Raw genomic sequence first — 22,873 nt, 5'->3', positions numbered from 1 at the left:
GTCTCCGATGGCGGCACCTAGGTAACTAGGTATAAAACTTGGCAACACTAGATCGACTCAGCAAGTAACCGGAGCGCACCAATACGGTCATTTCTTTCTAACTCGGAAAACACAGCACTGCCAGCAACGAAAGTGTCGGCACCGGCTCGTGCTAGATCGGCTATGTTAGCTAACCCAACTCCCCCATCAATTTGTAGTGATACCTCAAGGCTGTGAGCATCTATGAAATCGCGGGCTTGCGTGATCTTAGGTATTACCGAGGCAATCAAACCCTGTCCTCCAAAGCCTGGTTCAACGGTCATGATAAGCAACATGTCGGACAATTCAACTAGCCCAGATACATCCTCAAACGCGGTTCCAGGCTTGATAGCGATGCCAACTTTTGAGCCAGAGCTTCTGATTTGCGATATGGCTTCTTTAGGGTTCGTGGCAGCTTCGAGGTGAAAGGTAACTGAAGACGCTCCAGTTTCTGCATATTTTCCAGCCCAATTCTCCGGATTTTCAATCATGAGATGAACATCTAGCGGAACCGTTGTAATCTCCTGCAAGCGCGCGACCACGGGAACACCAATGGTTAGATTGGGTACGAAATGACCGTCCATCACATCGACGTGAATAAGGTCGGAGCCTGATATTGTCCTTAGCTCAGCTTCAAGGTTTGCAAAATCAGCACTCAAAATGCTGGGCGCGATTCTCATCTTCACCCTACGAGTTTACCTTTTTGCGAAACAAGGCAATGAACATGGCGTCAGTTCCATGGATGTGTGGCCACAGCTGTGCAGTCCTAAACGAGACATCAAGACCCAGAGTCTGATTGATTTCATTCAGAATCACGTTTGCGGGCAGCAACTCTATGTCGCCCCCATACGCTGACTCTGCCCAGGACACCAGGGCGGTGGTTTCAGAAAGGTGGGGCGAGCAGGTCACGTAACCGAGCACGCCACCGGGCAACAGTGCATCCCAAGAAGCTTTGAAGAGATCTCTTTGCAGCTTTGAAAGCTCTGGGATGTCAGTTGCCCTTTTGCGCCAACGCGATTCTGGCCTTCTTCTGAGAGCGCCTAGTCCCGTGCAGGGGGCATCAAGCAGAATTCTCGAAAACCTTGCTCCCTCTTGGGCTACGTTGCGACCGTCCCCAATAGTGACCTTTACGTCTGAAATTGGATCCAGTGCTTGCTGCACAAGCTTGGCTCGATGTGCCGATACTTCGTTTGCTTCAAAAGCAACAAATCTTTGTTTTGCAACAGCTAACATCAGCGCGGCTTTTCCGCCTGGACCTGCGCAAAGATCTAACCACCTCGAGTCCTCAACTTTTACCTCGGCTGCTAATAGTGCAAGAACTGCAAGCTGAGAACCTTGGTCTTGGACCCTTACGTAACCGTTTTGTAGTTGCGGAACTCTAGATGGCGGCACGTTCAGCTCCAACCCAATCGGGCTCGCGGTACCCAGAGTTCCGTAATCCAATAAATCAGCCACGTTAGCAAATCCTGGAAGCGCGGCGACCGATACCTTGGCCGGAGTGTTATCCGCTATTAAGAGATTCTCAAGTGAATCAGCCAATCCTCGACCCTCAAGAGCGGCCTTCAATGACTTCACAATCCAAAGAGGATGAGAATGTTCAAATGAGAGCCTCTCTTCGCCTGAATTAGCAAGATGGCAAACCTTAGAAATCCACTCATCGCGAGATCTCTCCGATATTCGACGAAGAACTGCGTTCACGAATCCAACTGAAGACTTTGACGCTTTCACCTTGGCGAGATTGACCGACTCATTAATGGCTGCGTGGACAGGAACACGCATTCCAAGAATCTGGTGAGCCCCTAAGAGCAAAACAATTAGCGCATCTGCGTCGATGGTTCGGATTTCTCGGGAAGACGCTAACTCAATGATTTTTTCATAAAGCAACCTGTTTCTGAGTGTGCCAAAAGCTAGCTCTTGGATAAATCCTGCATCTCTTGAGTCCACTTTCGCATCGCCAAGTAACTTCGGTAACAAAAGGTTCGCATAAGAGTCATCTTCACTCACACGCCTTAGTAGCTCAAAAGCTATTGCACGCATTAGGGGAGTATCAGTTTCTCAACCCGCAAGCCTCTAAACCAATCTGCCCCTGACATCTGCTGCTTTCCCGCTGGTTGCACCAGCTCAAGAACCAACGATCCATGGTTGCAATCAACTAATAGCTCCTTTTCCACGATTCTCATTGTGGAAGGATCTGTGTTCGAATCTTGAAACTTCGCACGAATAATTCGGATTGTTGATCCGTTGAGCTCGAACCACGCCATCGGTTCTGGGTTCATGCCTCTAATCTTGTTCAGCTGCGTGAGTGCGTCACCGTTGAAATCTACTCTTGCAAGCTCTCGAGTAGGTTTTTTGGCAGTTGGATGCGATTCAGTAAAAATTTGTTGTTTCGCTTTCGACAGTTGGCTTTCATCGCCGAGAAGAACATCAGAGAGCAAATTGGAGCCGATTGCAGTTAGCTTGATAAGCAATGACCCCGCGGTATCAGCATCATCAATAACCTGTTCCACGCTTGTGAGAATCGGACCAGTGTCGATACCTGTGTCAAGACGAAACACGGTCACACCAGTTACCTTCTTTCCTTGCAGGATCGCGTGCTGAACCGGTGCCGGGCCAGGAAGTTCCGGAAGCAGTGAGTAATGAAGGTTCAACCATCCAAGCCTCGGAATCTCAAGTACGGGTTGCTGGAAAATCGCCCCATAGGCAACAACAACGCCAATGTCAGCGTTGAGACCACTTAGCCACTTAAGTGCATGCTCATCAATCGAGTTTGACTTTAAAGTTTCTAGTCCAAGCTCGCGCGCTTTCTGAGCAACGGCAGAAGGCGTAAGTTCACTGGATCGTCCAACGCGTGCATCTTTTCTGGTCAGGACGCCAATAATATGAACTCCCTCACTCACAAGGCGCTCTAATGTTTCAGCGGCATTTGGCGGGGTGCCTGCAAAAACCACTCTCGCTTTGGCAATCATGCTAAACAACATCTCCGTCACTCATCCGGACCTTCAAAGCCCTGACTGCTCTGCCCGAGGAGGCAACAACTGATTTACCGCGAGACAAACGAATTGCTTCGCCGCGAAGGTGCTTCGCTACCTCAACGGTATCCGAATAGTTGTACTTAACAATAAGACGCCACTCACTAGAATCATTTCCCTTAGCGTGTGGAGCTGGCCCCAGTACCTTAACTTTCCCAAAATCCGATAGGGATTCTGCCAGTTCAACAAGCATCGCCTGGGAGCCTGCGATACTGCCAAGTCGAAGAGCTGGAGGAAGCATAAGCTCCCTTCGCGATGCAAGCTCGTCTGACGAAATCTCAACCTGCTGCCACAGACAGAACTTCTGTGAAAGAGATCCAGAGACCCCAACAAGGACAGCTTCACCGTCGATGGCCAGTTTGGAAATCGCGTTTGACCAAAGTCTCACTGCATCTTCGGTTGCCCTTAGATTTTGTCTGGATAGGAGTGTTTGGGCATCAAGTATGACAACGGCTTGATAACCATCGGAAACAAATGGTTCGGCGCCAGCCGTTGCGACAACGAGATTCTTGCCAGGGGAAATTCGCAGAAGTCTATTGTCGCCAGTTGACTCAACCACCTTCGAGTTTGGAAACGAGCGGCCTAGCTCGGCAGCTGTTCTCGAGGAACCAGCTCTTCCCTTGCTGATTTCGAAAGAACCACATTCACAGGCACCTGCAGGGGAAAAGGCATTGCACCAGCGGCACTTTCTCACTCCACCGCCGTCGACCCAAACCGGACCAGCACAAATATGGCACGAGAGTTTTTTGTCGCAGGCCGCACAGAATAGAGCCGTCGACTCTCCCCTAGACGCCACTTGCACTAAAACTGAACCCGTTTCCAAGCCCTTTTTGATTGCTTTGAAAGCATGGGAGTCGACCCTAAATCCGGGTTCTGAAACCGAGATCTTTGGCCGCGGAAATGATTCCGAAGCTTCATTCAGGTAACCGGTTTCTACAAGTCTTTGTATGTCCGTGGATCTCGCGTGCGACAGGAAAACAAGTGAGCACTCCTGAATGCTCTGTCTCAACAGGGCGCTATCGCGGGTGTTGAGATACGGTGCCGATTGATCAGTAAAGCTACGGTCGCCATCATCAAAAATCACTATGGTGCCTAGGTGATGCGCTGGCGCGAGGATCACAGATCTAGAACCCACGATCACACGGGGTGTTTCATCCAACGCTCGAAGGTAAGCTTCATAAATCTTGGACTTTGGTTGCTCTTGAGAGAAGTTCGCTACAAATTCGTTCAGTTCGCAACATCCAAGCGCTTCCAGGAGTACTTCCTGATCTCGAAAGTCCGGGACAGCAAGAATTGTAGATTTCCCTGCACGCAGATTTTGAGCCGCTATTGAACACATGGAAACTACCCAGCTTGGGAAGCTACGGTTATCGGGGGCCACTCCAAGTGATGAGATTACGGGCCTTGCAAGAACCGCATGCTTGGAGCCCTGCCGCACAAGCTCTTGAGCCTGAACTTGTTTTAGTAGTGCGGCCGATTGCTCAGGGAACGGTGGCGCCTCAGTGGGCACGATGTGGGCTTTGAAGGCTCTGGGCATGTGCGGCGGAACAGCAAGTTTTAACATCTCCCCTATCGAAGATGCCGAACGCACCGCAAGCTCATGTAGAAAATCAAACAGCTCTGGTGAAAGTGCGGGCTTTGAACCAATTACTTCATGGACGCTTGATAGCTGTCCAGGGAAATCTGACGAGGTTTCGATCTGGAAAACAAAACCTTCGTAAGCCTTCGCAGCCTTGCCAAATGGTACTTTCACTCTTGAGCCAACCTGCATTACAGATACAAACTGGTCTGGGACTAGGTAATCAAACAGTTTGTCCAGCTGCGGAAGATTCGAAACTACGGCAACCTTCGCAATTACTGGCATAGCTATAGCTTCAGTGCAGAACGAAGTTCCTCTACTCGATTCAACTTCTCCCAAGTGAATTCAGGCAGTTCGCGTCCAAAGTGTCCGTATGCGGCAGTCATTTTGTAAATTGGCCTTAGTAAATCTAGTGACTCAACAATTGGACGGGGTCTCAAGTCAAAAATGTCCCTGATCGCCTTCTCGATTAGTTGAGTGTCAACCTTCTCGGTGCCGAAGGTTTCCAAGTAGATTCCAACTGGATTAGCAACACCAATTGCGTAGGCAACCTGCACTTCGGCACGATCGGCAGCTCCGGAAGCGACAACGTTCTTAGCGACCCACCTCATTGCATAAGCGGCAGAACGGTCAACCTTAGAGGGGTCTTTACCGCTGAAAGCACCACCACCGTGTCGAGACGCTCCACCATAGGTGTCTACGATGATTTTGCGGCCAGTTAGACCAGCATCTCCTTGCGGTCCACCGATAACGAACTTTCCGGTTGGGTTGATGAAAAGCTTTGCGTTTGCAAAATCAAGTCCAGATTCCGAAAGAATTGGATTCACTACCTGTTCGCGGATCGCAGCGTGTATCTCGGCTTGAGTTACCTTATCGTTGTGCTGTGAAGAGACAACTATGGCTTCGACTGTGCGAGGTGTTGAGCCTTCATAGCCGATTGTGACCTGGGTTTTTCCATCCGGTCTTAGAAAGTCAACTTGACCACTTTTTCTTACAGCGGCCAGTTTCTCCGAAAGCCTGTGGGCCAAAGCTATTGCGGTTGGCATGAAAGTGCTGGTCTCATTGCTTGCGTAACCAAACATTAGACCCTGGTCACCAGCACCCTGTAACTCATATGGGTCGGATGAACCGCCATCGCGAACTTCCAACCCGGAATCAACGCCCTGGGCGATGTCTGGAGACTGCTGACCGATCGAAACTGAAACACCACAGCTTGCACCATCAAAACCAATGCTCGAAGAGTTATACCCAATGTCAAGCACGGTCTTACGAACTATGGCAGGAATCTCAACGTATCCAGAGGTTGAAACTTCGCCGGCAACGTGCACCAAACCTGTTGTCACCATTGTCTCTACAGCGACCCGGGCATTAGGGTCCTCTGTCAGCATTGCATCAAGAATCGCATCTGAGATTTGATCACAGATTTTATCTGGATGGCCTTCAGTAACTGACTCAGACGTGAACTGACGCAAATTGCTCATTTGGATTCCCCTCTTGGTGACCTAACAACTTTACTGGAAACAATCTCCAAAACAGCCCTTGCAATCTCTAGCTTCGAACCCGAGAACCTAGTCGAATCGCTCTCAGAAACCAACAAAACCGAGTTCTGATCCGAGCCGAATACTTCGCCTGAGCTGATGCTGTTAGCAACAACAAAGTCGCACTTTTTTGAGAGGAGCTTTGTCTTGGCCAGAGACTCTAGATCATCTCCTGACTCCGCAGCAAAGGCGACAATCACCGCGTCTGATCCCGTGCTTCTGGTCCTGCCCGAGACAGCCGCGACGATGTCAGGATTTGCAGTCAGCGAGATTTCTATGTTCTCCCCAGTGACAGCCCTCTTTATTTTCTCGTCAGAGACAATGGTTGGGCTGTAATCGGCAACCGCTGCAGCCATAACCAGCAAATCAAAGCTGCCAATTGCATCATCAATGCTTTCGCTTAGATCAGATGCGCTGACCACATTCAAGTGATCCATTCCCTGAAGTAATGACTTATCGACGTTTGCTGCGATGACTTTAACGCTGGCACCCATTTCCAGTGCTGCTCTTGCGAAAGCAAGACCCTGCTTTCCAGAAGAGAAATTTCCAACAAAACGAGCAGGGTCAATTCGTTCTCTGGTTCCTCCAGTTGTAACAAGAACGCGAACGCCATCAAGTTTTTTCTCGCCTAGCAATGCGCTGGCCGTGGCTAGTATGCTTTCTGGCTCTGCGAGTCGACCAACACCAGTGTCTTCTCCTGTGAGCCTTCCAACACCAGGATCTACGATGTGCACGCCTCGATCTCTAAGGGTAGAGATGTTTTGCTGAGTGGCTGGGTTTTCCCACATCTCAGTATGCATGGCCGGGGCAAGAATCACTGGGCAGGATGCGGTGAGCACCGTTGTTGTCAAAAGATCATCCGCAATACCTGCCGTCACTTTTGCTAAAAAGGAGGCTGTTGCCGGAGCTACAACAATAAGATCCGCTGATTTTGCAAGAGCTACATGTTTTACACTCTCAACGTCAGTGAAAAGATCCGGATCTACAATTTGGACTTTGTTGTGAGATAGTGCTTCTAGGGTTGTCGTTCCGATGAACCGCGTGGCGTTAACTGTTGCTACCACTTGGACGCTGTGACCGGCCTCAGAGAAAAGCCGAACAAGAGCGGCGGATTTGTAGGCTGCGATACCGCCTGTTACACCAACGACTACGTTAGCCAATTGAGATTTGCCGTTTAGTCTAGATTTTTCTTGGTGAGAAGTCCCTGATCAACTTCATTGAGAGCAATCGTTAGAGGCTTCTCGTCGATTGTTACATCAACTAGCGGGCCAACGTTGCTAAAAAGAGATCCTTCGTGCAGTGAAGAGTAGTAATCGTTAATCTGACGTGCTCGCTTGGCGGCAAACATTACAAGCTCATACTTTGAATCAACACGGTCCATTAGGTTATCGATGGACGGAGACACAATACCTTCAAGCTTTTCTGACATGACAAACTTCCCTGCAATTAGTTGGATTTAACTAAGTCTACGACTTCTTTGGCGCATCTGGCTACCTCGTCATTTATTACCTGGAAATCAAAGGAATCCGCTTGGGAAAGCTCGGATTTAGCAGTTTCGAGCCTGCGTAGCTTATCTTCTGGGCTTTCTGTTCCCCTCTTGTGCATCCTCACCTCAAGCTCTTCAAAACTAGGCGGGTTTACAAAAAACAATAGCGCCTCCGGAAAAGACTTCTTGACTTGAAAAGCCCCCTGAACATCAATCTCAAGAACCACATTCTTCCCCTCAGCAAGGGCTTTTTCTACCGGCGACCGGGGAGTACCGTACCTGTGCTGCCCATGAACGGTGGCCCACTCCAATAGCTCATTTGATTGCTGCATCCTTGAAAACTCGTCTTCGCTTACGAATCGATATGATTGTCCTTCTATTTCACCAGGACGCGCACTTCTCGTGGTGGCTGAAACCGAAAGCTCAAAATTATCGTTTTGCTCAATGATGTGACTAGCAATTGTTCCCTTACCCACAGCAGACGGACCGGAAAGTACAACTAACTTTGCGTTCATCTTGCAAGTCCAATCTCTAATTCTGCTTTCGCACTCTGCACTCTTTCTCGCAGGCCAATCCTTGACTCCCCCGCCACAGATCTTGACACGCTGAAAATGGTTACGTCAGTGAGTTCACCAAAAATTGACCGTGCATTTGAAAGCCTTGCACCCTGAGCACCAAAACCTGGTGCGAGTATAGGGGTGTGAACCAGTTTCTCAGTGTAGACAGCCATATCAATTAGATTAGCCTGCGCCCCGATGACCAAACCAATAGAGCCCAGAGACTCCTTATTGAAGCCAGCCGCATATGAGGCTATGTTGCTTGCCACGGTTCGTTGATTATCAGAGATTGAAGACTGTAAAGCTTTTGCCTCGGGATTAGAAGTTGCCGCCAGAATAAACACACCCTTTGAATTGCTGGATGCAGATGCAATCGTGGCGTTAAGGGATTCTGAACCCAAGTATGGGGAAACGGTTATCGCGTCAGATACAAATGGTCCTTGGGACGAAAGCCATGCTCTTGCGTAGCCATCCATGGTGCTTCCAATGTCTCCGCGTTTGGCATCAGCTATAACAATTAGGCCACTTTCCGAGGCTCGAACTAGCACCCGCTCTAAAGCTGCATAGCCTTCAGAACCAAATTGTTCAAAGAATGAAACCTGGGGTTTCAAAATTCCAATCTCGTCATGGCAGCTATCCATGATCTCGATGCAGAACTGCTCGGCACCTGCAGCGTTCACGCTAAGTCCCCATTTTTTTAGCTGTTCGGCACTGGGGTCCATTCCCACGCAAAGCTGGCCACGGCTAGCAAATGTTTGAGCAAGGCGCGCTCCGAAGCTATTTGCCAAGAGCGTTCTTTCTATCCTGGGCATACTCTTGCAACGATCGAACTGCGAACGGACCTGCTATTACAGACTCAAAAGATCCGATAGCGGAGCTCAATTGTGCGATTGTCGTAAAGATTGGTTTGTCGGCCGCTGTAGTGGCCGCCCGAATTTCATAACCATCTCGTCTTGCCGCAGCACCGGTTGGAGTGTTCACTACAACATCTACTTGCCCAGCAGTAATCAGTTCAACAATTGTTGGACCGAGAGTTTCGGAAGGGCCTTGGCTGTGCTTGCGAACGGAAGTTGCCGTAACCCCATGCCTTTCAAGAATTCGCGCAGTTCCCTCTGTCGCGAGAATCTCAAAACCTAACTGAGCCAGTCTTCTAATCGCTAGAAGCATCTGTGGCTTGTCTCTGTCGGCAACCGACACAAAGATTTTGCCGGACTTGGGCAGGGCGCTACCAGCGGCAGCCTGTGACTTTGCGAATGCTGTAGGGAAATCAACATCGATACCCATAACCTCCCCGGTTGAACGCATCTCCGGACCAAGCAGAGAGTCAACATACTTACCCTCTGGAGTTGCAAACCGCTTGAAGGGAAGAACTGCTTCCTTGACCGAGATTGGATCCCCGGGCAACGAAACAACGCCGTCAACTGCTGGAAGATGACCTTCCGCACGCAGCTCCTTAATGGTTTTGCCAACCATGACTAAGGACGCCGCTTTGGCCAGAGTTATACCAAGAGCCTTGGAGACAAATGGCACTGTACGCGAGGCTCTAGGGTTCGCCTCCAAAACATAAAGCACATCCGCAGCGAGCCCAAACTGAACGTTAATCAATCCCTTTACGCCTACGCCCTTGGCAATCAACTCAGTTGCGTCCCGGACGCGCTTGATCTGAGATTCACTAAGTGTTATCGGAGGAAGTGTGCAACTCGAGTCACCAGAATGAATTCCAGCTTCCTCGATGTGCTCCATCACGCCACCAACATACAATTCCACACCGTCATACAAAGCATCAATATCTATCTCAATTGCATCATCGAGAAAGCGATCAACAAGTAGGGGGTGCTCCAAACCAACTATTGCCTGCCCCTCAATTCGCCCAAAGTATCCCGTCATGCCCTCGGCCTCGTAGACAATCTCCATTCCGCGACCTCCCAGAACATGAGATGGTCTAACCAACACCGGATAGCCGATATTCTGCGCAACGGCCTTAGCCTCTTCAAGGTTTGTTGCAGTTCCATTTGCTGGAGATAGCAAACCAGCTTGATCAAGAATCTTGGAGAATGCTCCCCTGTCTTCAGCCAAATCCAGGGATTCGGGTGTGGTGCCAAGAATTGGAACGCCTGCGTCTTTCAGTCCTTGAGCTAACCCGAGAGCAGTCTGACCTCCGAGCTGCACAATGACACCTACTATTTCTCCAGACTGCGATTCAGCGTGGATAACTTCCAGCACATCCTCAAGTGTCATTGGCTCAAAGTACAGCCGATCCGAAGTGTCGTAGTCAGTAGAAACGGTTTCCGGGTTGCAGTTGATCATTACAGTTTCATACCCTGCATCTGACAAAGCGAAACAAGCATGCACGCACGAGTAGTCAAACTCGACACCCTGGCCGATCCTGTTTGGACCAGAACCCAGGATGATCACTTTTCTTCTATCGCTTGCAACGACTTCTGTTTCTTGTTCATAGGTTGAGTAGTGATATGGCGTTAGCGCGGGAAATTCCCCTGCACAAGTGTCAACAGTCTTGAATACCGGCCTAAGACCTAGCCCATGGCGGATACTTCTAACGTCAAACTCACTCAATCTTCTGAGTTGAGCTATTTGCTGATCACTGAAGCCATGCATTTTTGCATTGCGAAGAGTCCCAAAGTCAAGGTCCTTAGCCGACCTAACAATCTCGGCAACTTCATTGATCAGTACAATCTGATCTAAAAACCATGGGTCGATTTTTGTTGCCTCAAACACTTCATCAATGGAAGCGCCCTTTAACAGTGCTTGTTGAACATCGACAATTCGACCATCAGTTGGCTTACTAATGATCTCGACAAGATCCTTAAGCGGTGTGGTGTTCTGGCCCCAATGGAAGGAAGATCCTCTCTTCTCAAGAGAACGAAGGGCCTTCTGAAGAGCCTGGCTAAAAGTTCGTCCAATAGCCATGGCCTCACCGACGGATTTCATGGTCGTTGTGAGAATGGAGTCAGCTGCGGGGAACTTCTCGAAAGCGAACCTTGGAACCTTTACTGCAACATAATCAAGTGTTGGCTCAAAACTAGCCGGTGTTACTCCGGTAATGTCGTTTGGAATCTCATCGAGCGTGTAACCAAGCGCTAGCTTTGCCGCTATCTTTGCAATCGGAAATCCTGTTGCCTTAGAGGCAAGTGCGGAAGATCTGGAGACTCTAGGGTTCATTTCGATAACAATTACACGCCCATCGACGGGGTTGACAGCAAACTGAATGTTGCATCCCCCGGTATCAACACCCACGGCTCGGATAATCTGAATTGAAATGTCTCTTAGGTTCTGAAATTCTCTGTCCGTCAAGGTAAGGGCGGGAGCTACCGTGATGGAATCTCCAGTATGCACCCCGACTGGATCAACGTTCTCAATCGAACAAACCACAACTGCGTTGTCGTTTTTATCTCGCATCAGTTCAAGTTCGTACTCTTTCCAACCGAGAATGGACTCCTCGAGCAATACCTCGCTGGTGGGGCTGGCCTGTAAACCAGCACCAGCGATTCTGACTAAATCTTCCTTGTTATATGCAAAACCGGAACCTAAGCCACCCATGGTAAACGAGGGACGCACAACCACCGGATAACCTAATTTCTTGGCAGCAGCTAAGGCTTCATCGATGCCATGGGCGATAAACGACTTGGCGACATCGGCTCCAGAGTCTAGAACGATTTGCTTGAACTCACTTCGATCCTCACCAGCACGAATAGCTGCAACGTTCGCCCCAATAAGCTCAACGGAGTACTTTTCCAACACTCCCAGCTCATGAAGTTTCATGGCTGCATTCAGAGCAGTTTGTCCGCCAAGTGTTGGCAAAATGGCGTCCGGTCGCTCTTTAGCGATAATCGCTTCAATTACTTCTGGCGTGATTGGCTCTACATAAGTCGCGTCTGCAAAATCCGGATCGGTCATAATTGTCGCTGGATTCGAGTTGACGAGAATTACCCTCACTCCTTCTTCTCGCAGCACACGACACGCCTGAGTCCCCGAGTAGTCAAATTCACAGGCTTGACCTATGACAATGGGCCCGCTACCGATAACTAGAACGCTCTTTAGATCCTCCCTTTTTGGCATTAGCTCAACGCCTTCCGGCTAGAGATCATGTCAACCAAGCGATCAAAAAGATGATGGGAGTCATGTGGCCCCGCTGCTGCTTCTGGATGGAACTGGACGGAATAAGCGCTTAGCTCTAGGCACTCAAGACCCTCAACGCAGTCGTCGTTTAGGTTCACATGTGAAACTCTAACTTTTCCAAAACCTGCAGGAGATTCAACAATTTCTCCATTCTCACCACCGGGAACCGAAACGGCGAAGCCGTGGTTGTGAGAAGAAACCTCAACCTTGCCAGTAGTTCTATCAAGAATGGGTTGGTTAATCCCTCGATGGCCAAAAGAAAGCTTGTAGGTATCAAAGCCAAGTGCCCGTCCAAGTAGTTGGTTTCCAAAGCAGATTCCAAAAAAAGGAATCCTTCGCTTGAGAATTTCTTGCAGTAGAGCTACCTGAGTGGCAGATGCTCTCGGATCTCCAGGCCCATTGGAGTAAAAAACAGCATCCGGGCTTGTTGCTAAAACTTGATCGAGATTGGTCGTAGCTGGCAACACCGACACCACAAGCCCACGATTAATCATCTGGGATATTGTGGTGCGCTTAATTCCAAGGTCGAGAATCGTGACTCGACCGACGTACTGACCCATGTGGGGCACCTCGTACGCATCTGGTGTTGTCACCACAGAGCTAAGCGATAGACCCTTCATCTCAGGGGCTTCCCGAACAATCTCAAGAAGCCTCTCGATGGATTGCTCCGACCTAGGACCCGAAAAAATTCCAGCGCGCATCGCGCCAAGTGAGCGAATGTGTCTAGTTAGAGCCCTTGTGTCGATGCCGCTAATTCCAACGATGAAATTGCCTTCAAGTTCTTCATCTAGGGATTTTTCTGAGCGGTAATTCGAGACAATCCTTGATGGTTCGCGCACCACGTATCCGGACACCCATATACGGTTTGATTCCTCGTCCATGCTGTTGACGCCGGTATTGCCTATATGCGGAGCTGTTTGGACAACAATCTGGCCAGCGTATGAAGGGTCAGTGAGAGTCTCCTGATATCCGGTCATGCCAGTAGCAAAGACAATTTCACCCAATGCCTGGCCAACAGCCCCATAAGAGTTTCCGTGGAAGACTTTCCCGTCCTCGAGAACCAACTTGGCTGGAATCATTTGACACCAACAATCAGTTTCGAGACTTTCAGGGCAATCTCATCTCTAGATTGAGAATTCGCAAACCTAAAATGTGTCTCAAGTTCCGTTGTGCCAAGCACCCAACGAAGTGAAAGAAGTCCATCTTTTTCAACAACTTTGTCAATAACACCCGAAGTTCTGGCAAGATCTACCAAGGCTGAAGAATCGATTCTGAAACTTCGCTCGCCGATTCGATAAACCTCAATCCCATGATCTGAAACATCTACGCGGGCCTTTCCAGCAAAACCGAGACCATGAGCAGATAAGCGATTCAGTGGTCGCCCAGCAAAAGTTGTTGCGACATAGAAGCCGTTTGCTCCAACGTTGCTGAACTCGGTGTACTCAGGAGTCGCTAGTACTAGGTCTTGCGCCCTCGATTTCTTGCGCCAAGTCACTCCTGCCCAAGAAATGACTCCTACAAGAACCGCGATGAATGTAAGGCCAACCTGATACAACTCAAACATCGGCCTCAGTCCCCCTTAGCGTCTGGTTCCTCAAAGTAAATTCTCCGTCATAAATTGTGTGGACCACACGACCCTTGAAATCCAGGCCCTGATATGGGTTGTTAGAGCTCTTGGAGTAAGTTCTTGCTTCTCCTACCCAAGCTTGCCCCAGATCAACCAGTGTGAGATTCGCAAGACTTCCTGGCAGCAAGTATTTTCCCTGACCATCCAGCCCCGAGATTCTTGCGGCATCAGTTGACATCACTTCTGCTAGACGCTCAAGATTGGAGGCCCCGGAATCAATCAGAACCTGTTGGGCTACCGAGTAGGCAAACTCGAGACCGATCATTCCAAAAGCGGCGCTGGCCCAATCGGTGTCCTTGGATTCTTTGGGGTGTGGAGCGTGATCGGTAGCGATCACGTCTATCGTTCCATCAACCAAGCCCTCCCGCAAAGCCAATACGTCATCTGCTTTTCTCAGAGGTGGATTAACTTTGTAGAGCGGATCGTAACTTTCCGCGAGCTCCTCGGTAAGTAACAAATGGTGAGCAGTGACCTCAGCTGTAACCTGGATGCCTTTGGACTTTGCCTCTCGAATCAACTCAACCGATCTTCTAGTAGACACGTGGCAAACATGCAATCCTGATTCGGTCAGCTCAGTAAGCATGATATCTCTGGCGATGATCGACTCCTCGGCTAGAGCTGGCCAGCCGGCCAAGCCAAGGCGAGAAGATATTGCACCCTCGTTCATCTGGGCGTTCTTGGTGAGTCTAGGGTCCTGAGCGTGCTGCGCAATTATTCCGCCAAAACCCTTGACGTATTCGAGTGCCCTGCGCATCAACAGTGGATCGTGAACACAATTACCATCATCACTGAAGATTCGAACACGAGCCGCCGAGTCGTGCATAGCACCAAGTTCAGCCAGTTGCTCTCCGGCAAGCCCCACGGTGACTGCACCAATTGGTTGGACATGTACTAGGCCGACTTGCTTACCGATTCGTAGCACTTGCTCAACTACACCGGCCGTATCGGCAACTGGAAATGTGTTGGCCATCGCATGAACCGCGGTATAGCCCCCGGCCGCGGCTGACATCGAACCAGTTCTTATCGTTTCGCTATTTTCGAACCCCGGTTCGCGAAGGTGAGTATGTAAATCAACGAACCCTGGCAGAACATGAAGCCCGGAGCAATCCACTAACTCGTGATCGATACCCTTGGTTATTGACGAGACTATTCGACCGCTTTCAACAACAACCTCAACCGAGTTCCCCTTTGTGTCTAGGGCATTTTGTAGAATGAAATTCATCGCTTCTCCCCTTTGTCGCCAGCCAGCAAATGAAACAAAACTGCCATCCTCACTGCGACCCCATTTTGAACTTGGTCTAGAATTCTTGACTTTGAACTATCAGCACTGGCTGCGTCTATCTCAAGTCCACGATTCATTGGTCCTGGGTGCAAGACAATTGATGAATCTGCAAGCCTTGAAAGCCTTTCGCTATTCATACCCCAAACCCTTGAGTACTCGCGCTCGGTGGGAAAGAATGAAGCTTCCATGCGCTCGGACTGAATTCTCAGCATCAAGACTGCATCAGGTACAAACTCATCAATCGCCTTATCTAGCGAATAAAAGATTCCGCCGCTTGGCTCCAAAGATCGGGGCACTAGGGTAGCTGGACCGCAAGTTGCTACTGTCGCACCAAGCGCTCTTAGCAGAATCAAATTCGAGCGAGCCACTCTCGAGTGGGAAATGTCGCCCACAATGAGAACCTTCTTTCCAGAAAGATCTGTTCCGATTGGTTTCTTTACTAGTGCTTGCCTTATGGTCATTGCATCCAAAAGGGCCTGTGTTGGGTGCTCGTGTGAACCGTCACCAGCATTGATCACAGCCGATCGAACCCAACCCGAGTGTGCCAATCTATGTGCTGATCCACTTGATCCGTGGCGAAGAACAATTGCGTCTGCCCCCATCGCCTCTAGAGTCTGAGCGGTGTCCTTCAAAGACTCGCCCTTGGAAACCGATGATCCTTTGGCGGCAAAGTTAATTACGTCTGCTGATAGGCGCTTTGCCGCTAGCTCGAAAGAAATTCTGGTTCGCGTTGAGTCTTCAAAGAACAGATTCACTACTGTCTTCCCCCGAAGAGTCGGTAGCTTCTTGATCTCGCGTTCGTTTACATCTGACATTTCATGCGCTAAATCAAGAACTTCGATGATCTGTGGCTTTGACAAATCTGAAGCTGAGAGTAAATTCTTCAATCTTCAATCACCACTTCGTCCACTCCATCTACCTCTTGAAGCTTCACAGAAATTCGCTCGGTCAACGCCGTTGGTAGGTTCTTGCCAACGTAATCGGCCCTAATCGGTAACTGGCGATGGCCCCGGTCCACCAGAACGGCAAGCCGGACCGCTGCTGGGCGGCCGTGATCATTGAGAGCGTCGAGGGCTGCGCGGATAGTTCTCCCGCTAAATAAGACATCATCGACCAAGACAACGGCTTTGCCAGAAACCCCGGAGGTGGGAATGTTGGTAATGCCGACCACCCGTGTTGGCTGATCTGATAGATCGTCTCGATACATGGTGACGTCGAGGGAGCCGACGGATACTTCGGTGGCAGAGTGCTCTTTAATGACTTGAGCAATACGTGTGGCTAGCTGAATACCTCTGGTTGGAATACCTAGCAACAATAGGTTTTCTACACCGCGATTTTGCTCAAGAATCTCGTGAGAGATGCGAGTGATAGCCCGACGAATGTCGTCAGAGCTCAAGACAGTGCGTTTTGACAACGCCCACCTCCTTCTTCGCCTCACAGGACGATCTTTAAAGGATGTTTACGGAAATCAGACTACATCATCTTGCGGTTTTTGTGCCAGCAATGGCGCCCAGCAAACCATTCACGAAAGCGCTGGAATCCTCTGTTGACAGCTCGGCGGCTAACTGGACAGCCTCGGAGATTGCCACACCGTCTGGCACATCTTCGTTGAACAAAATCTCCCAACAAGCCACCCGAAGAATTGCCCGATCGACAGCTGGCATACGCTCAACTGACCATTTATGAGAAAACGCTTCAATTCGATCGTCAATCTCGGCGAAATTGGAGGCAACTCCTTCGACAATTTGTCTCGCATAGCCAACAATTTCTTCCTGATTCTGCCGATCTAGCTGTTCACCAGCTGACACATCAAGAAGTAGTTCAGGATTGATTTTTCTTAGATCGGCTGCAAAAACGGCATCTAGTGCCATCTTGCGAGATTTTGTCCGGGAGCTCACTTGCTAGTCGGTAACTCGACCGAGGTACTCGCCGGTTCGGGTGTCTACTCTCACCTTGGTGTTCTGCTCAATAAACAGCGGAACCTGAATCTGCAGGCCTGTTTCAACCGTTGCGGGTTTGGTTCCACCGCTTGAACGATCACCCTGTAATCCAGGCTCAGTGAAAGTTATCTCTAAGACAACGGAGGCTGGTAGCTCAACGTAAATCGGATTACCCTCGTAGACAGCGACGATAGCCCCTTGGTTCTCGAGTAGGTAGTCCTTGGCCTCGCCAACGATTTCATTGGTCAAGCTCATCTGCTCGTAATTCTGATTGTCCATGAACACGTATCCGGAGCCGTCGTTATACAAATAATTCATTTCGCGCTTGTCAACATTTGCTGTCTCAACTTTTACACCAGCATTGAATGTTCTTTCAACAACCTTGCCAGTCAAGACATTTTTAAGCTTCGAACGCACGAATGCAGGTCCTTTGCCCGGTTTGACGTGCTGAAACTCGATAACGGTCCACAATTGTCCGTCGATGTTTAGAACTAGGCCGTTTTTCAGATCATTTGATGTTGCCATGGTCGTGCTCGCTCAATCCTTGTTTTGTTGGTTTACCTATGGAGTCTAGCGTTTAGGAAGTGAGCTGTCTAAGCGCCAACAGATATGAGTCAAAACCAAATCCGGCTATGACCCCTGTTGCTGCTGGCGAAACAACGCTGGTTTTACGAAACTCTTCTCTGGAATGTGGATTTGAGATGTGAACCTCAATTAGCTTCGCACCAGATTCGGTGTGGATTTTACAAGCATCGCCAATTGCATAGGAATAGTGCGTGAAAGCGGCGGGATTGAAAATAATGTCGGCCCCGGAATCTGTGGCCTCATGAAGCCAGGAAATTAATTCACTCTCACTATCGGACTGCTTCACGGTCAAGGAAACGCCAAGTTCGGATGCGTGTTTTTCTAACATGCTCACAAGAGTCGTGTAATCAAGAGTCCCGTAAATATCTGGCTCTCTGGATCCGAGGCGCTGCAGATTCGGCCCGTTAAGTACAACTATGGATTTCATGGGACTAGCCTACTGAGCAATCTCTTGAAAGGCAGTGAACAGAATCTCATCCGTCGGCGCGTGCATAACTCTTGGCTTTCCTAACTCGTCCAAAACTATAAAGCGCAAGTTTCCCGCTCGGGCCTTCTTGTCAATTCGCATGTTGGCAAGTAGTTGAGGCCACTTATCAGCCGGGTAGGAAACTGGAAGACCGAGACTGGTAAGAATTTCCCGGTGCCTTTGAACGTCGCCGCTTGATAGGCGACCGTTTAGCCTGGCCAGCTCCGCGGCAAACACCATTCCAATTGAGACTGCTGCACCGTGACGCCACTTATAGCGCTCCGCCAATTCAATGGCATGTCCTAGAGTATGTCCGTAGTTGAGGGTCTCGCGCAGACCCTGCTCGCGGAAGTCTTCCGCCACAACCATTGCCTTAACCTTGATAGCACGAGTGACAAGCTCGAGAAATAGGTCAGACGATGGATCGGTTGCCTCAGCGGAATCTTTTTCAATAAGTTCGAGAATTTGAGTGTCACTAATGAACCCGCACTTTACAACCTCTGCGAATCCAGCAATCAACTCATTTCGCGCCAGGGTAGCTAGGGTTTCTAGGTCTACCAAAACACCTTTCGGCGAATGAAAAACACCAACCAGGTTTTTTCCCTCGGCAGTGTTTACTCCTGTCTTGCCACCAATCGATGCGTCAACCATTGCAAGAACAGTGGTAGGAATTTGAATAATTCCAACACCTCTTAGCCAAGTCGCCGCAACGAAGCCGGCGAGGTCGGTGATGGCGCCGCCTCCAAAGCCAATGATCATGTCCGTTCTAGAAAATTCAGATTTTCCAAGGATTCCCCAGCAAAAAGCTGCAACCTCGATTCGCTTGGCATCCTCGCTATCGGGAACGCCCGCTAGTACAACTTCGAAGTCAGCTTCCATAAGAGAGTCTCTAAGAGCTTCAGCACTAACGGATAATCCGACTGGATGGACAATCAAGACTTTCTTTGCGCCAACAAGCATTGAGGGAACTTGATCGAGTAAATTCCTACCAATTACTACCTCGTAAGGCTCAGCTGCTCCAACCGAAATTCTTCTTAGCTCAGTCACTTTTGCCCCACGAGTGTTGAAATCTCGGAGACGATGGTTGCAAGAGATTTGCCACTGGTATCGACCTCATGGGTAGCCACTTCCTGATAAAACGGTTTCCTAGCTTCGTAAATACTTTTCCAACTATTCTCGCCGTCGCTTAGAAGCGGTCGGTTTCTTGTGCTTATTCGTGAAGCAATATGCTTACCGTCGGTCGCAAGGTAAACCACGTTGTGGGTTTTTAGTAGCTTGCGGTTTGATTCCATTGTTACAACACCGCCGCCAGTTGCCACAACCCCCGAGCCCTCTAGGCACTGAGCCAATACAGTGCTCTCGATCTCTCTGAAGCCAGGCTCGCCAAGGCGGTCAAAGAGCGAGGAGATAGAACCGTGTTCAGAAGCGATGATCTTGTCGGTATCTGCGAAGGATGTGTTTAGCTCCTTGGCAAGTTTCTTTCCGACGGTTGTCTTTCCCACACCCATCGGTCCAACCAGAACCAAAGGTTGCTTCATCAGCTACCAGCTGATTTCAAGACATCAGGAATGGATTCAAGATAAGAAACCATGTTCCGCTTAGTCTCTCTAACAGAGTCCCCTCCAAATTTTTCCAAGACAGCGTTTGCAACCACGAGCGCAACCATGGCCTCAGCTACTATTCCTGCCGCGGGAACTGCGCAGACATCCGAGCGCTGATGGTGAGCCTTGGCTGCCTCACCTGTTTGTACATCTATTGTTGCCAAGGCTTTGGGTACCGTTGAAATAGGTTTCATCGCGGCTCGCACACGGAGCACTTCACCGGTTGACATGCCGCCTTCGATGCCCCCGGCTCTACCGGTTGATCTTTTCACCAGGCCATCGGTGTCTCTTGATATTTCATCGTGAGCAACGGATCCTCTGCGACTGGCGGTAGTAAAGCCATCGCCAATCTCGACGCCCTTTATCGCCTGAATTCCCATAAGCGCGCCAGCAAGTTGAGAATCCAACTTGCGATCCCAATGAACATAACTTCCCAATCCAGGAGGTAATCCATACACAAGGGTTTCAACTACTCCCCCGAGAGTGTCTCCGCTTTTCTGGCAGTCTTCTATCTCTGAAACCATGGCCTCGGTGACCTGCTTACTAAAACAACGCACCGGGTTCTCATCAAGAGTAGATACGTCAGCTGGTGTTGGAAGCTGCTCATCCTCATATTTAACTGATCCGATAGCCACAGTGTGAGTAACTAGTTTGATTCCCAGCTGGGAAAGAAATCTCGCAGCGACTTCTCCCAAAGCAACTCTCGCGGCCGTCTCTCTCGCAGATGCGCGCTCTAGTACCGGACGAGAGTCCAAGAAGCCATATTTTTGCATACCAGTGAAGTCGGCGTGGCCTGGACGAGGTCTAGTCAGTGGCTCAGCGCGTGCACCCGATAGATCTTGTTCAGACACTGGATCTGCAGACATCACCTGTTCCCACTTGGGCCACTCAGTGTTTTGAATGGTGATAGCAATTGGCCCGCCCTGCGACAAACCATGCCTCACACCGCCGCTTAGTTGAACTTGATCCTGTTCAAACTTCATGCGGGCACCTCGACCAAAGCCAAGTCTTCGCCTAGCTAGTGCATCCTGCACATCGCTGGTAGTAATTTCAATTCCTGCGGGCATTCCTTCAACAATCGCAACTAGCTCAGGGCCATGCGATTCTCCAGCGGTTAACCAGCGCAACATACTTTAGATTCTCTCACAGTTGGTCTATTTGAACCCAGATTGTTCTGCTGCAGCCGAGATCATTGATTCGTAGAGATCTTGCTCGATAACCGGAACCGAATGTCCCCTTGATTCAGCAAAGAGTCTCACCTGTTCAATCGCTTGCCAAACAAGCAACTCGAGGCCGGAAATGGTCTTTCCTCCCCAGGCCCTAGAGGCCAGGGATGGCCAAGGATCGTAGGCTACGTCAAACAGAATCCCGCGATTAGCTGTCGTAACAGCTCCGAGCTGATCCCAGAGTTCAGTGAAGGCCGCTGCTGGGACAGTCGAAACAACCAAGTCAGCGCCAACTAAAGAAGAAGGTTCAGGATCCACTATTTCAGAAGTAAGGCCAAGGCTATCTAGATATAGGGTGAAATCAAGAATCGAGATTGGAGTTCTTCCAACAACCGAAAGCTTCGCTGCGGGGAACACCCTTGAAATCGCTAGAGCTGCCGATCTTGCTGTTGCACCTGAGCCAAGAATTGTTATGGATTGGGCTTTTGGAACCTGATTGAAGCACTTTACGAATCCGATTACATCGGTGTTGTGCCCAACCCAACCATTCGAAGATCTAACCAGGGTGTTCACAACACCTGTTTTCTCGGCTTCAGGCGAATGGGAATCTGCCAAATCAAACGCTTCGTACTTCAGTGGCATGGTGACACTCAGTCCAGAAAAAGTTTGCTCCGCCATCACAGCCCTGAGTCCGCCTAGCGAAACCTCAATTCTTTCGTAGCTAAAATCCAAACCCAGGAGTGAGTATGCGGCTTTGTGAATAACAGGGGAAAGACTGTGCTTGATTGGAGACCCAACAACACAGAATTTACTCGTCATACCAGTCCGGATTCTCTGTCTCCCACTTTCGAAGCAACGGAATCCATGACTCGTGCTCAGCTAGAGTCTCCGAGAACTTAGTCTCACCGGTAGCAAGATTAATAGTCACGAAGAACAGCCAGTCTCCAGCGGCGGGATTCAAGGTTGCGTCAATAGCTAGCTCACCTGGGGAGCTGATTGGTCCAGGCGGCAAACCGCGCACCAAATAAGTGTTGTATCCATAGGAAATCTGCTCTTGCGTAGAAGCTTCTGACATATCTGTTCCGTCATAGCTATAAGTAATAGTCGGATCGGTTTCCAAGCGCATGTCGATGGCGACCCGGTTGGCAAAGACCCTAGCCACCTTATAAAAGTCTGGCTCCTGCTTTGCCTCACGCTGCGTTATTGAAGCAAGAGTTAGCAATTCGTGCCAATCCTCTTTGACAACCCCTGCTTCCGTGAGAGCAGTCTCCATCCGCGTAACCATTATTGATATGACATCTACAGCAGTCACCCTTAAATCAAAGCTGTACGTGTCCGGAAACAAGTAGCCCTCTATTGTTGGGGCTTCTTCTGGGATTCCGTACGCAGACAAATCTTCGGCTGCCAACCAAAGTTCCTCAACTGGAATGTTGGTGATTCTGGATACCTCATTGAAAATCTGGGCCGCGCGATAGCCTTCTGGGATTGTCACCTGAAAACTGAGAATGTTCGACTGATCGGTAACCGCAGTCAAAGCTGACTCATTACTCATTTGAAGCTTCAGAGTGAAGCTACCGGGATAGAAAATTGGATTTCGCTCGAGAAGTACTCGGTAAAACGAGTCAACATCTCTGATAACCCCGGCTTCGAAAAGTTTGTTGGCTACGATAAGACCATCCTCACCAGCTTCTATTCGTACGATTACTTCACCCACACCGGTTCCTTGATAATCCAAAGCTGTTAATTTCTGATACTGACCTCGTATCCAATCAAAATTTGCGACTACAGCAATGCCACCAACCAGAGCTAGAACTAAAGCGCCAATAAGAAGTTTTGAACCCCTTGATATACCAACAGACACC

The 22,873-nt window shown here is 49.6% G+C and carries 23 protein-coding genes; all 23 read right to left on the bottom strand.

Annotated elements, in window-relative coordinates; genetic code table 11:
* Positions 1-47: 47 nt before the first annotated feature.
* From rpe to mltG, 23 genes are read right to left on the bottom strand one after another with little or no spacing between them, the layout of a single operon-like run.
* The gene (gene rpe / locus AC9UES_RS02235; RefSeq protein WP_509526363.1) at positions 48-698 is read right to left on the bottom strand and encodes a ribulose-phosphate 3-epimerase; all 651 of its coding nucleotides are present in this window, start codon (positions 696-698) and stop codon (positions 48-50) included.
* Between the two features lie 7 nt (positions 699-705).
* Positions 706-2,055, bottom strand: a complete 1,350-nt coding sequence (locus tag AC9UES_RS02230; RefSeq protein ID WP_509526361.1) for an RsmB/NOP family class I SAM-dependent RNA methyltransferase — start codon at positions 2,053-2,055, stop codon at positions 706-708.
* Entirely contained in the window at positions 2,055-2,984 is a 930-nt protein-coding gene (gene fmt / locus AC9UES_RS02225) for a methionyl-tRNA formyltransferase (protein WP_509526358.1), read from the bottom strand. The genes AC9UES_RS02230 and fmt overlap by 1 nt, the downstream gene beginning before the upstream one ends.
* Position 2,985: 1 nt before the next feature.
* Positions 2,986-4,911 (bottom strand): primosomal protein N' family DNA-binding protein, encoded by a 1,926-nt coding sequence (locus tag AC9UES_RS02220; protein WP_509526355.1) that lies wholly within the window; start codon positions 4,909-4,911, stop codon positions 2,986-2,988.
* A 2-nt stretch (positions 4,912-4,913) separates the two neighbouring features.
* A complete protein-coding gene (metK, locus tag AC9UES_RS02215; RefSeq protein ID WP_509526352.1) occupies positions 4,914-6,107 on the bottom strand; it encodes a methionine adenosyltransferase in 1,194 nt (397 codons plus the stop codon).
* Entirely contained in the window at positions 6,104-7,324 is a 1,221-nt protein-coding gene (gene coaBC, locus AC9UES_RS02210; protein ID WP_509526349.1) for a bifunctional phosphopantothenoylcysteine decarboxylase/phosphopantothenate--cysteine ligase CoaBC, read from the bottom strand. The genes metK and coaBC overlap by 4 nt, the downstream gene beginning before the upstream one ends.
* Before the next feature lie 14 nt (positions 7,325-7,338).
* Positions 7,339-7,593, bottom strand: a complete 255-nt coding sequence (gene rpoZ / locus AC9UES_RS02205; RefSeq protein WP_509524188.1) for a DNA-directed RNA polymerase subunit omega — start codon at positions 7,591-7,593, stop codon at positions 7,339-7,341.
* A gap of 17 nt (positions 7,594-7,610) precedes the next feature.
* On the bottom strand, positions 7,611-8,165 hold the full coding sequence (gmk, locus tag AC9UES_RS02200; protein WP_509526346.1) for a guanylate kinase: 555 nt from the start codon (positions 8,163-8,165) through the stop codon (positions 7,611-7,613).
* Complete coding sequence (gene pyrF / locus AC9UES_RS02195; protein WP_509526343.1) at positions 8,162-8,995, bottom strand: orotidine-5'-phosphate decarboxylase; 834 nt, start codon at positions 8,993-8,995, stop codon at positions 8,162-8,164. The genes gmk and pyrF overlap by 4 nt, the downstream gene beginning before the upstream one ends.
* On the bottom strand, positions 8,985-12,284 hold the full coding sequence (carB, locus tag AC9UES_RS02190) for a carbamoyl-phosphate synthase large subunit (protein ID WP_509526341.1): 3,300 nt from the start codon (positions 12,282-12,284) through the stop codon (positions 8,985-8,987). Before carB ends, pyrF begins: the two co-directional genes overlap by 11 nt.
* On the bottom strand, positions 12,284-13,423 hold the full coding sequence (gene carA, locus AC9UES_RS02185) for a glutamine-hydrolyzing carbamoyl-phosphate synthase small subunit (RefSeq protein ID WP_509526338.1): 1,140 nt from the start codon (positions 13,421-13,423) through the stop codon (positions 12,284-12,286). Before carA ends, carB begins: the two co-directional genes overlap by 1 nt.
* On the bottom strand, positions 13,420-13,908 hold the full coding sequence (locus AC9UES_RS02180; protein ID WP_509526336.1) for a PH-like domain-containing protein: 489 nt from the start codon (positions 13,906-13,908) through the stop codon (positions 13,420-13,422). Before AC9UES_RS02180 ends, carA begins: the two co-directional genes overlap by 4 nt.
* A complete protein-coding gene (locus AC9UES_RS02175; RefSeq protein WP_509526334.1) occupies positions 13,901-15,193 on the bottom strand; it encodes a dihydroorotase in 1,293 nt (430 codons plus the stop codon). Before AC9UES_RS02175 ends, AC9UES_RS02180 begins: the two co-directional genes overlap by 8 nt.
* Positions 15,190-16,140, bottom strand: coding sequence for an aspartate carbamoyltransferase catalytic subunit (locus AC9UES_RS02170; RefSeq protein WP_509526331.1), 951 nt, complete (start codon positions 16,138-16,140; stop codon positions 15,190-15,192). Before AC9UES_RS02170 ends, AC9UES_RS02175 begins: the two co-directional genes overlap by 4 nt.
* The gene (gene pyrR / locus AC9UES_RS02165; protein WP_509526329.1) at positions 16,137-16,691 is read right to left on the bottom strand and encodes a bifunctional pyr operon transcriptional regulator/uracil phosphoribosyltransferase PyrR; all 555 of its coding nucleotides are present in this window, start codon (positions 16,689-16,691) and stop codon (positions 16,137-16,139) included. The genes AC9UES_RS02170 and pyrR overlap by 4 nt, the downstream gene beginning before the upstream one ends.
* A gap of 40 nt (positions 16,692-16,731) precedes the next feature.
* Positions 16,732-17,151: a transcription antitermination factor NusB gene (gene nusB, locus AC9UES_RS02160; RefSeq protein ID WP_509526327.1), complete on the bottom strand. Its 420-nt coding sequence runs from the start codon at positions 17,149-17,151 to the stop codon at positions 16,732-16,734.
* Between the two features lie 3 nt (positions 17,152-17,154).
* Positions 17,155-17,718 (bottom strand): elongation factor P, encoded by a 564-nt coding sequence (efp, locus tag AC9UES_RS02155; RefSeq protein WP_509526324.1) that lies wholly within the window; start codon positions 17,716-17,718, stop codon positions 17,155-17,157.
* Positions 17,719-17,770: 52 nt separating this feature from the next.
* Complete coding sequence (locus tag AC9UES_RS02150) at positions 17,771-18,205, bottom strand: type II 3-dehydroquinate dehydratase (RefSeq protein ID WP_509526322.1); 435 nt, start codon at positions 18,203-18,205, stop codon at positions 17,771-17,773.
* A gap of 9 nt (positions 18,206-18,214) precedes the next feature.
* Positions 18,215-19,291 carry a 3-dehydroquinate synthase gene (gene aroB, locus AC9UES_RS02145; RefSeq protein ID WP_509526319.1) on the bottom strand — a complete coding sequence of 359 codons (1,077 nt, stop codon included), beginning with the start codon at positions 19,289-19,291 and terminating at the stop codon, positions 18,215-18,217.
* Positions 19,288-19,782 (bottom strand): shikimate kinase, encoded by a 495-nt coding sequence (locus AC9UES_RS02140; protein ID WP_509526317.1) that lies wholly within the window; start codon positions 19,780-19,782, stop codon positions 19,288-19,290. The genes aroB and AC9UES_RS02140 overlap by 4 nt, the downstream gene beginning before the upstream one ends.
* A complete protein-coding gene (gene aroC, locus AC9UES_RS02135) occupies positions 19,782-20,975 on the bottom strand; it encodes a chorismate synthase (protein ID WP_509526314.1) in 1,194 nt (397 codons plus the stop codon). The genes AC9UES_RS02140 and aroC overlap by 1 nt, the downstream gene beginning before the upstream one ends.
* Positions 20,976-20,999: 24 nt before the next feature.
* Positions 21,000-21,830: a shikimate dehydrogenase gene (locus tag AC9UES_RS02130; protein ID WP_509526312.1), complete on the bottom strand. Its 831-nt coding sequence runs from the start codon at positions 21,828-21,830 to the stop codon at positions 21,000-21,002.
* Positions 21,820-22,872, bottom strand: coding sequence for an endolytic transglycosylase MltG (mltG, locus tag AC9UES_RS02125; protein ID WP_509526310.1), 1,053 nt, complete (start codon positions 22,870-22,872; stop codon positions 21,820-21,822). Before mltG ends, AC9UES_RS02130 begins: the two co-directional genes overlap by 11 nt.
* Position 22,873 lies beyond the last annotated feature (1 nt).

The organism is Rhodoluna sp., from assembly GCF_044232805.1.
Taxonomy (GTDB): Bacteria; Actinomycetota; Actinomycetes; order Actinomycetales; family Microbacteriaceae; genus Rhodoluna.
Note: the sequence above shows the minus strand (reverse complement) of the source record. Positions and strands in the feature narration are given on the sequence as shown.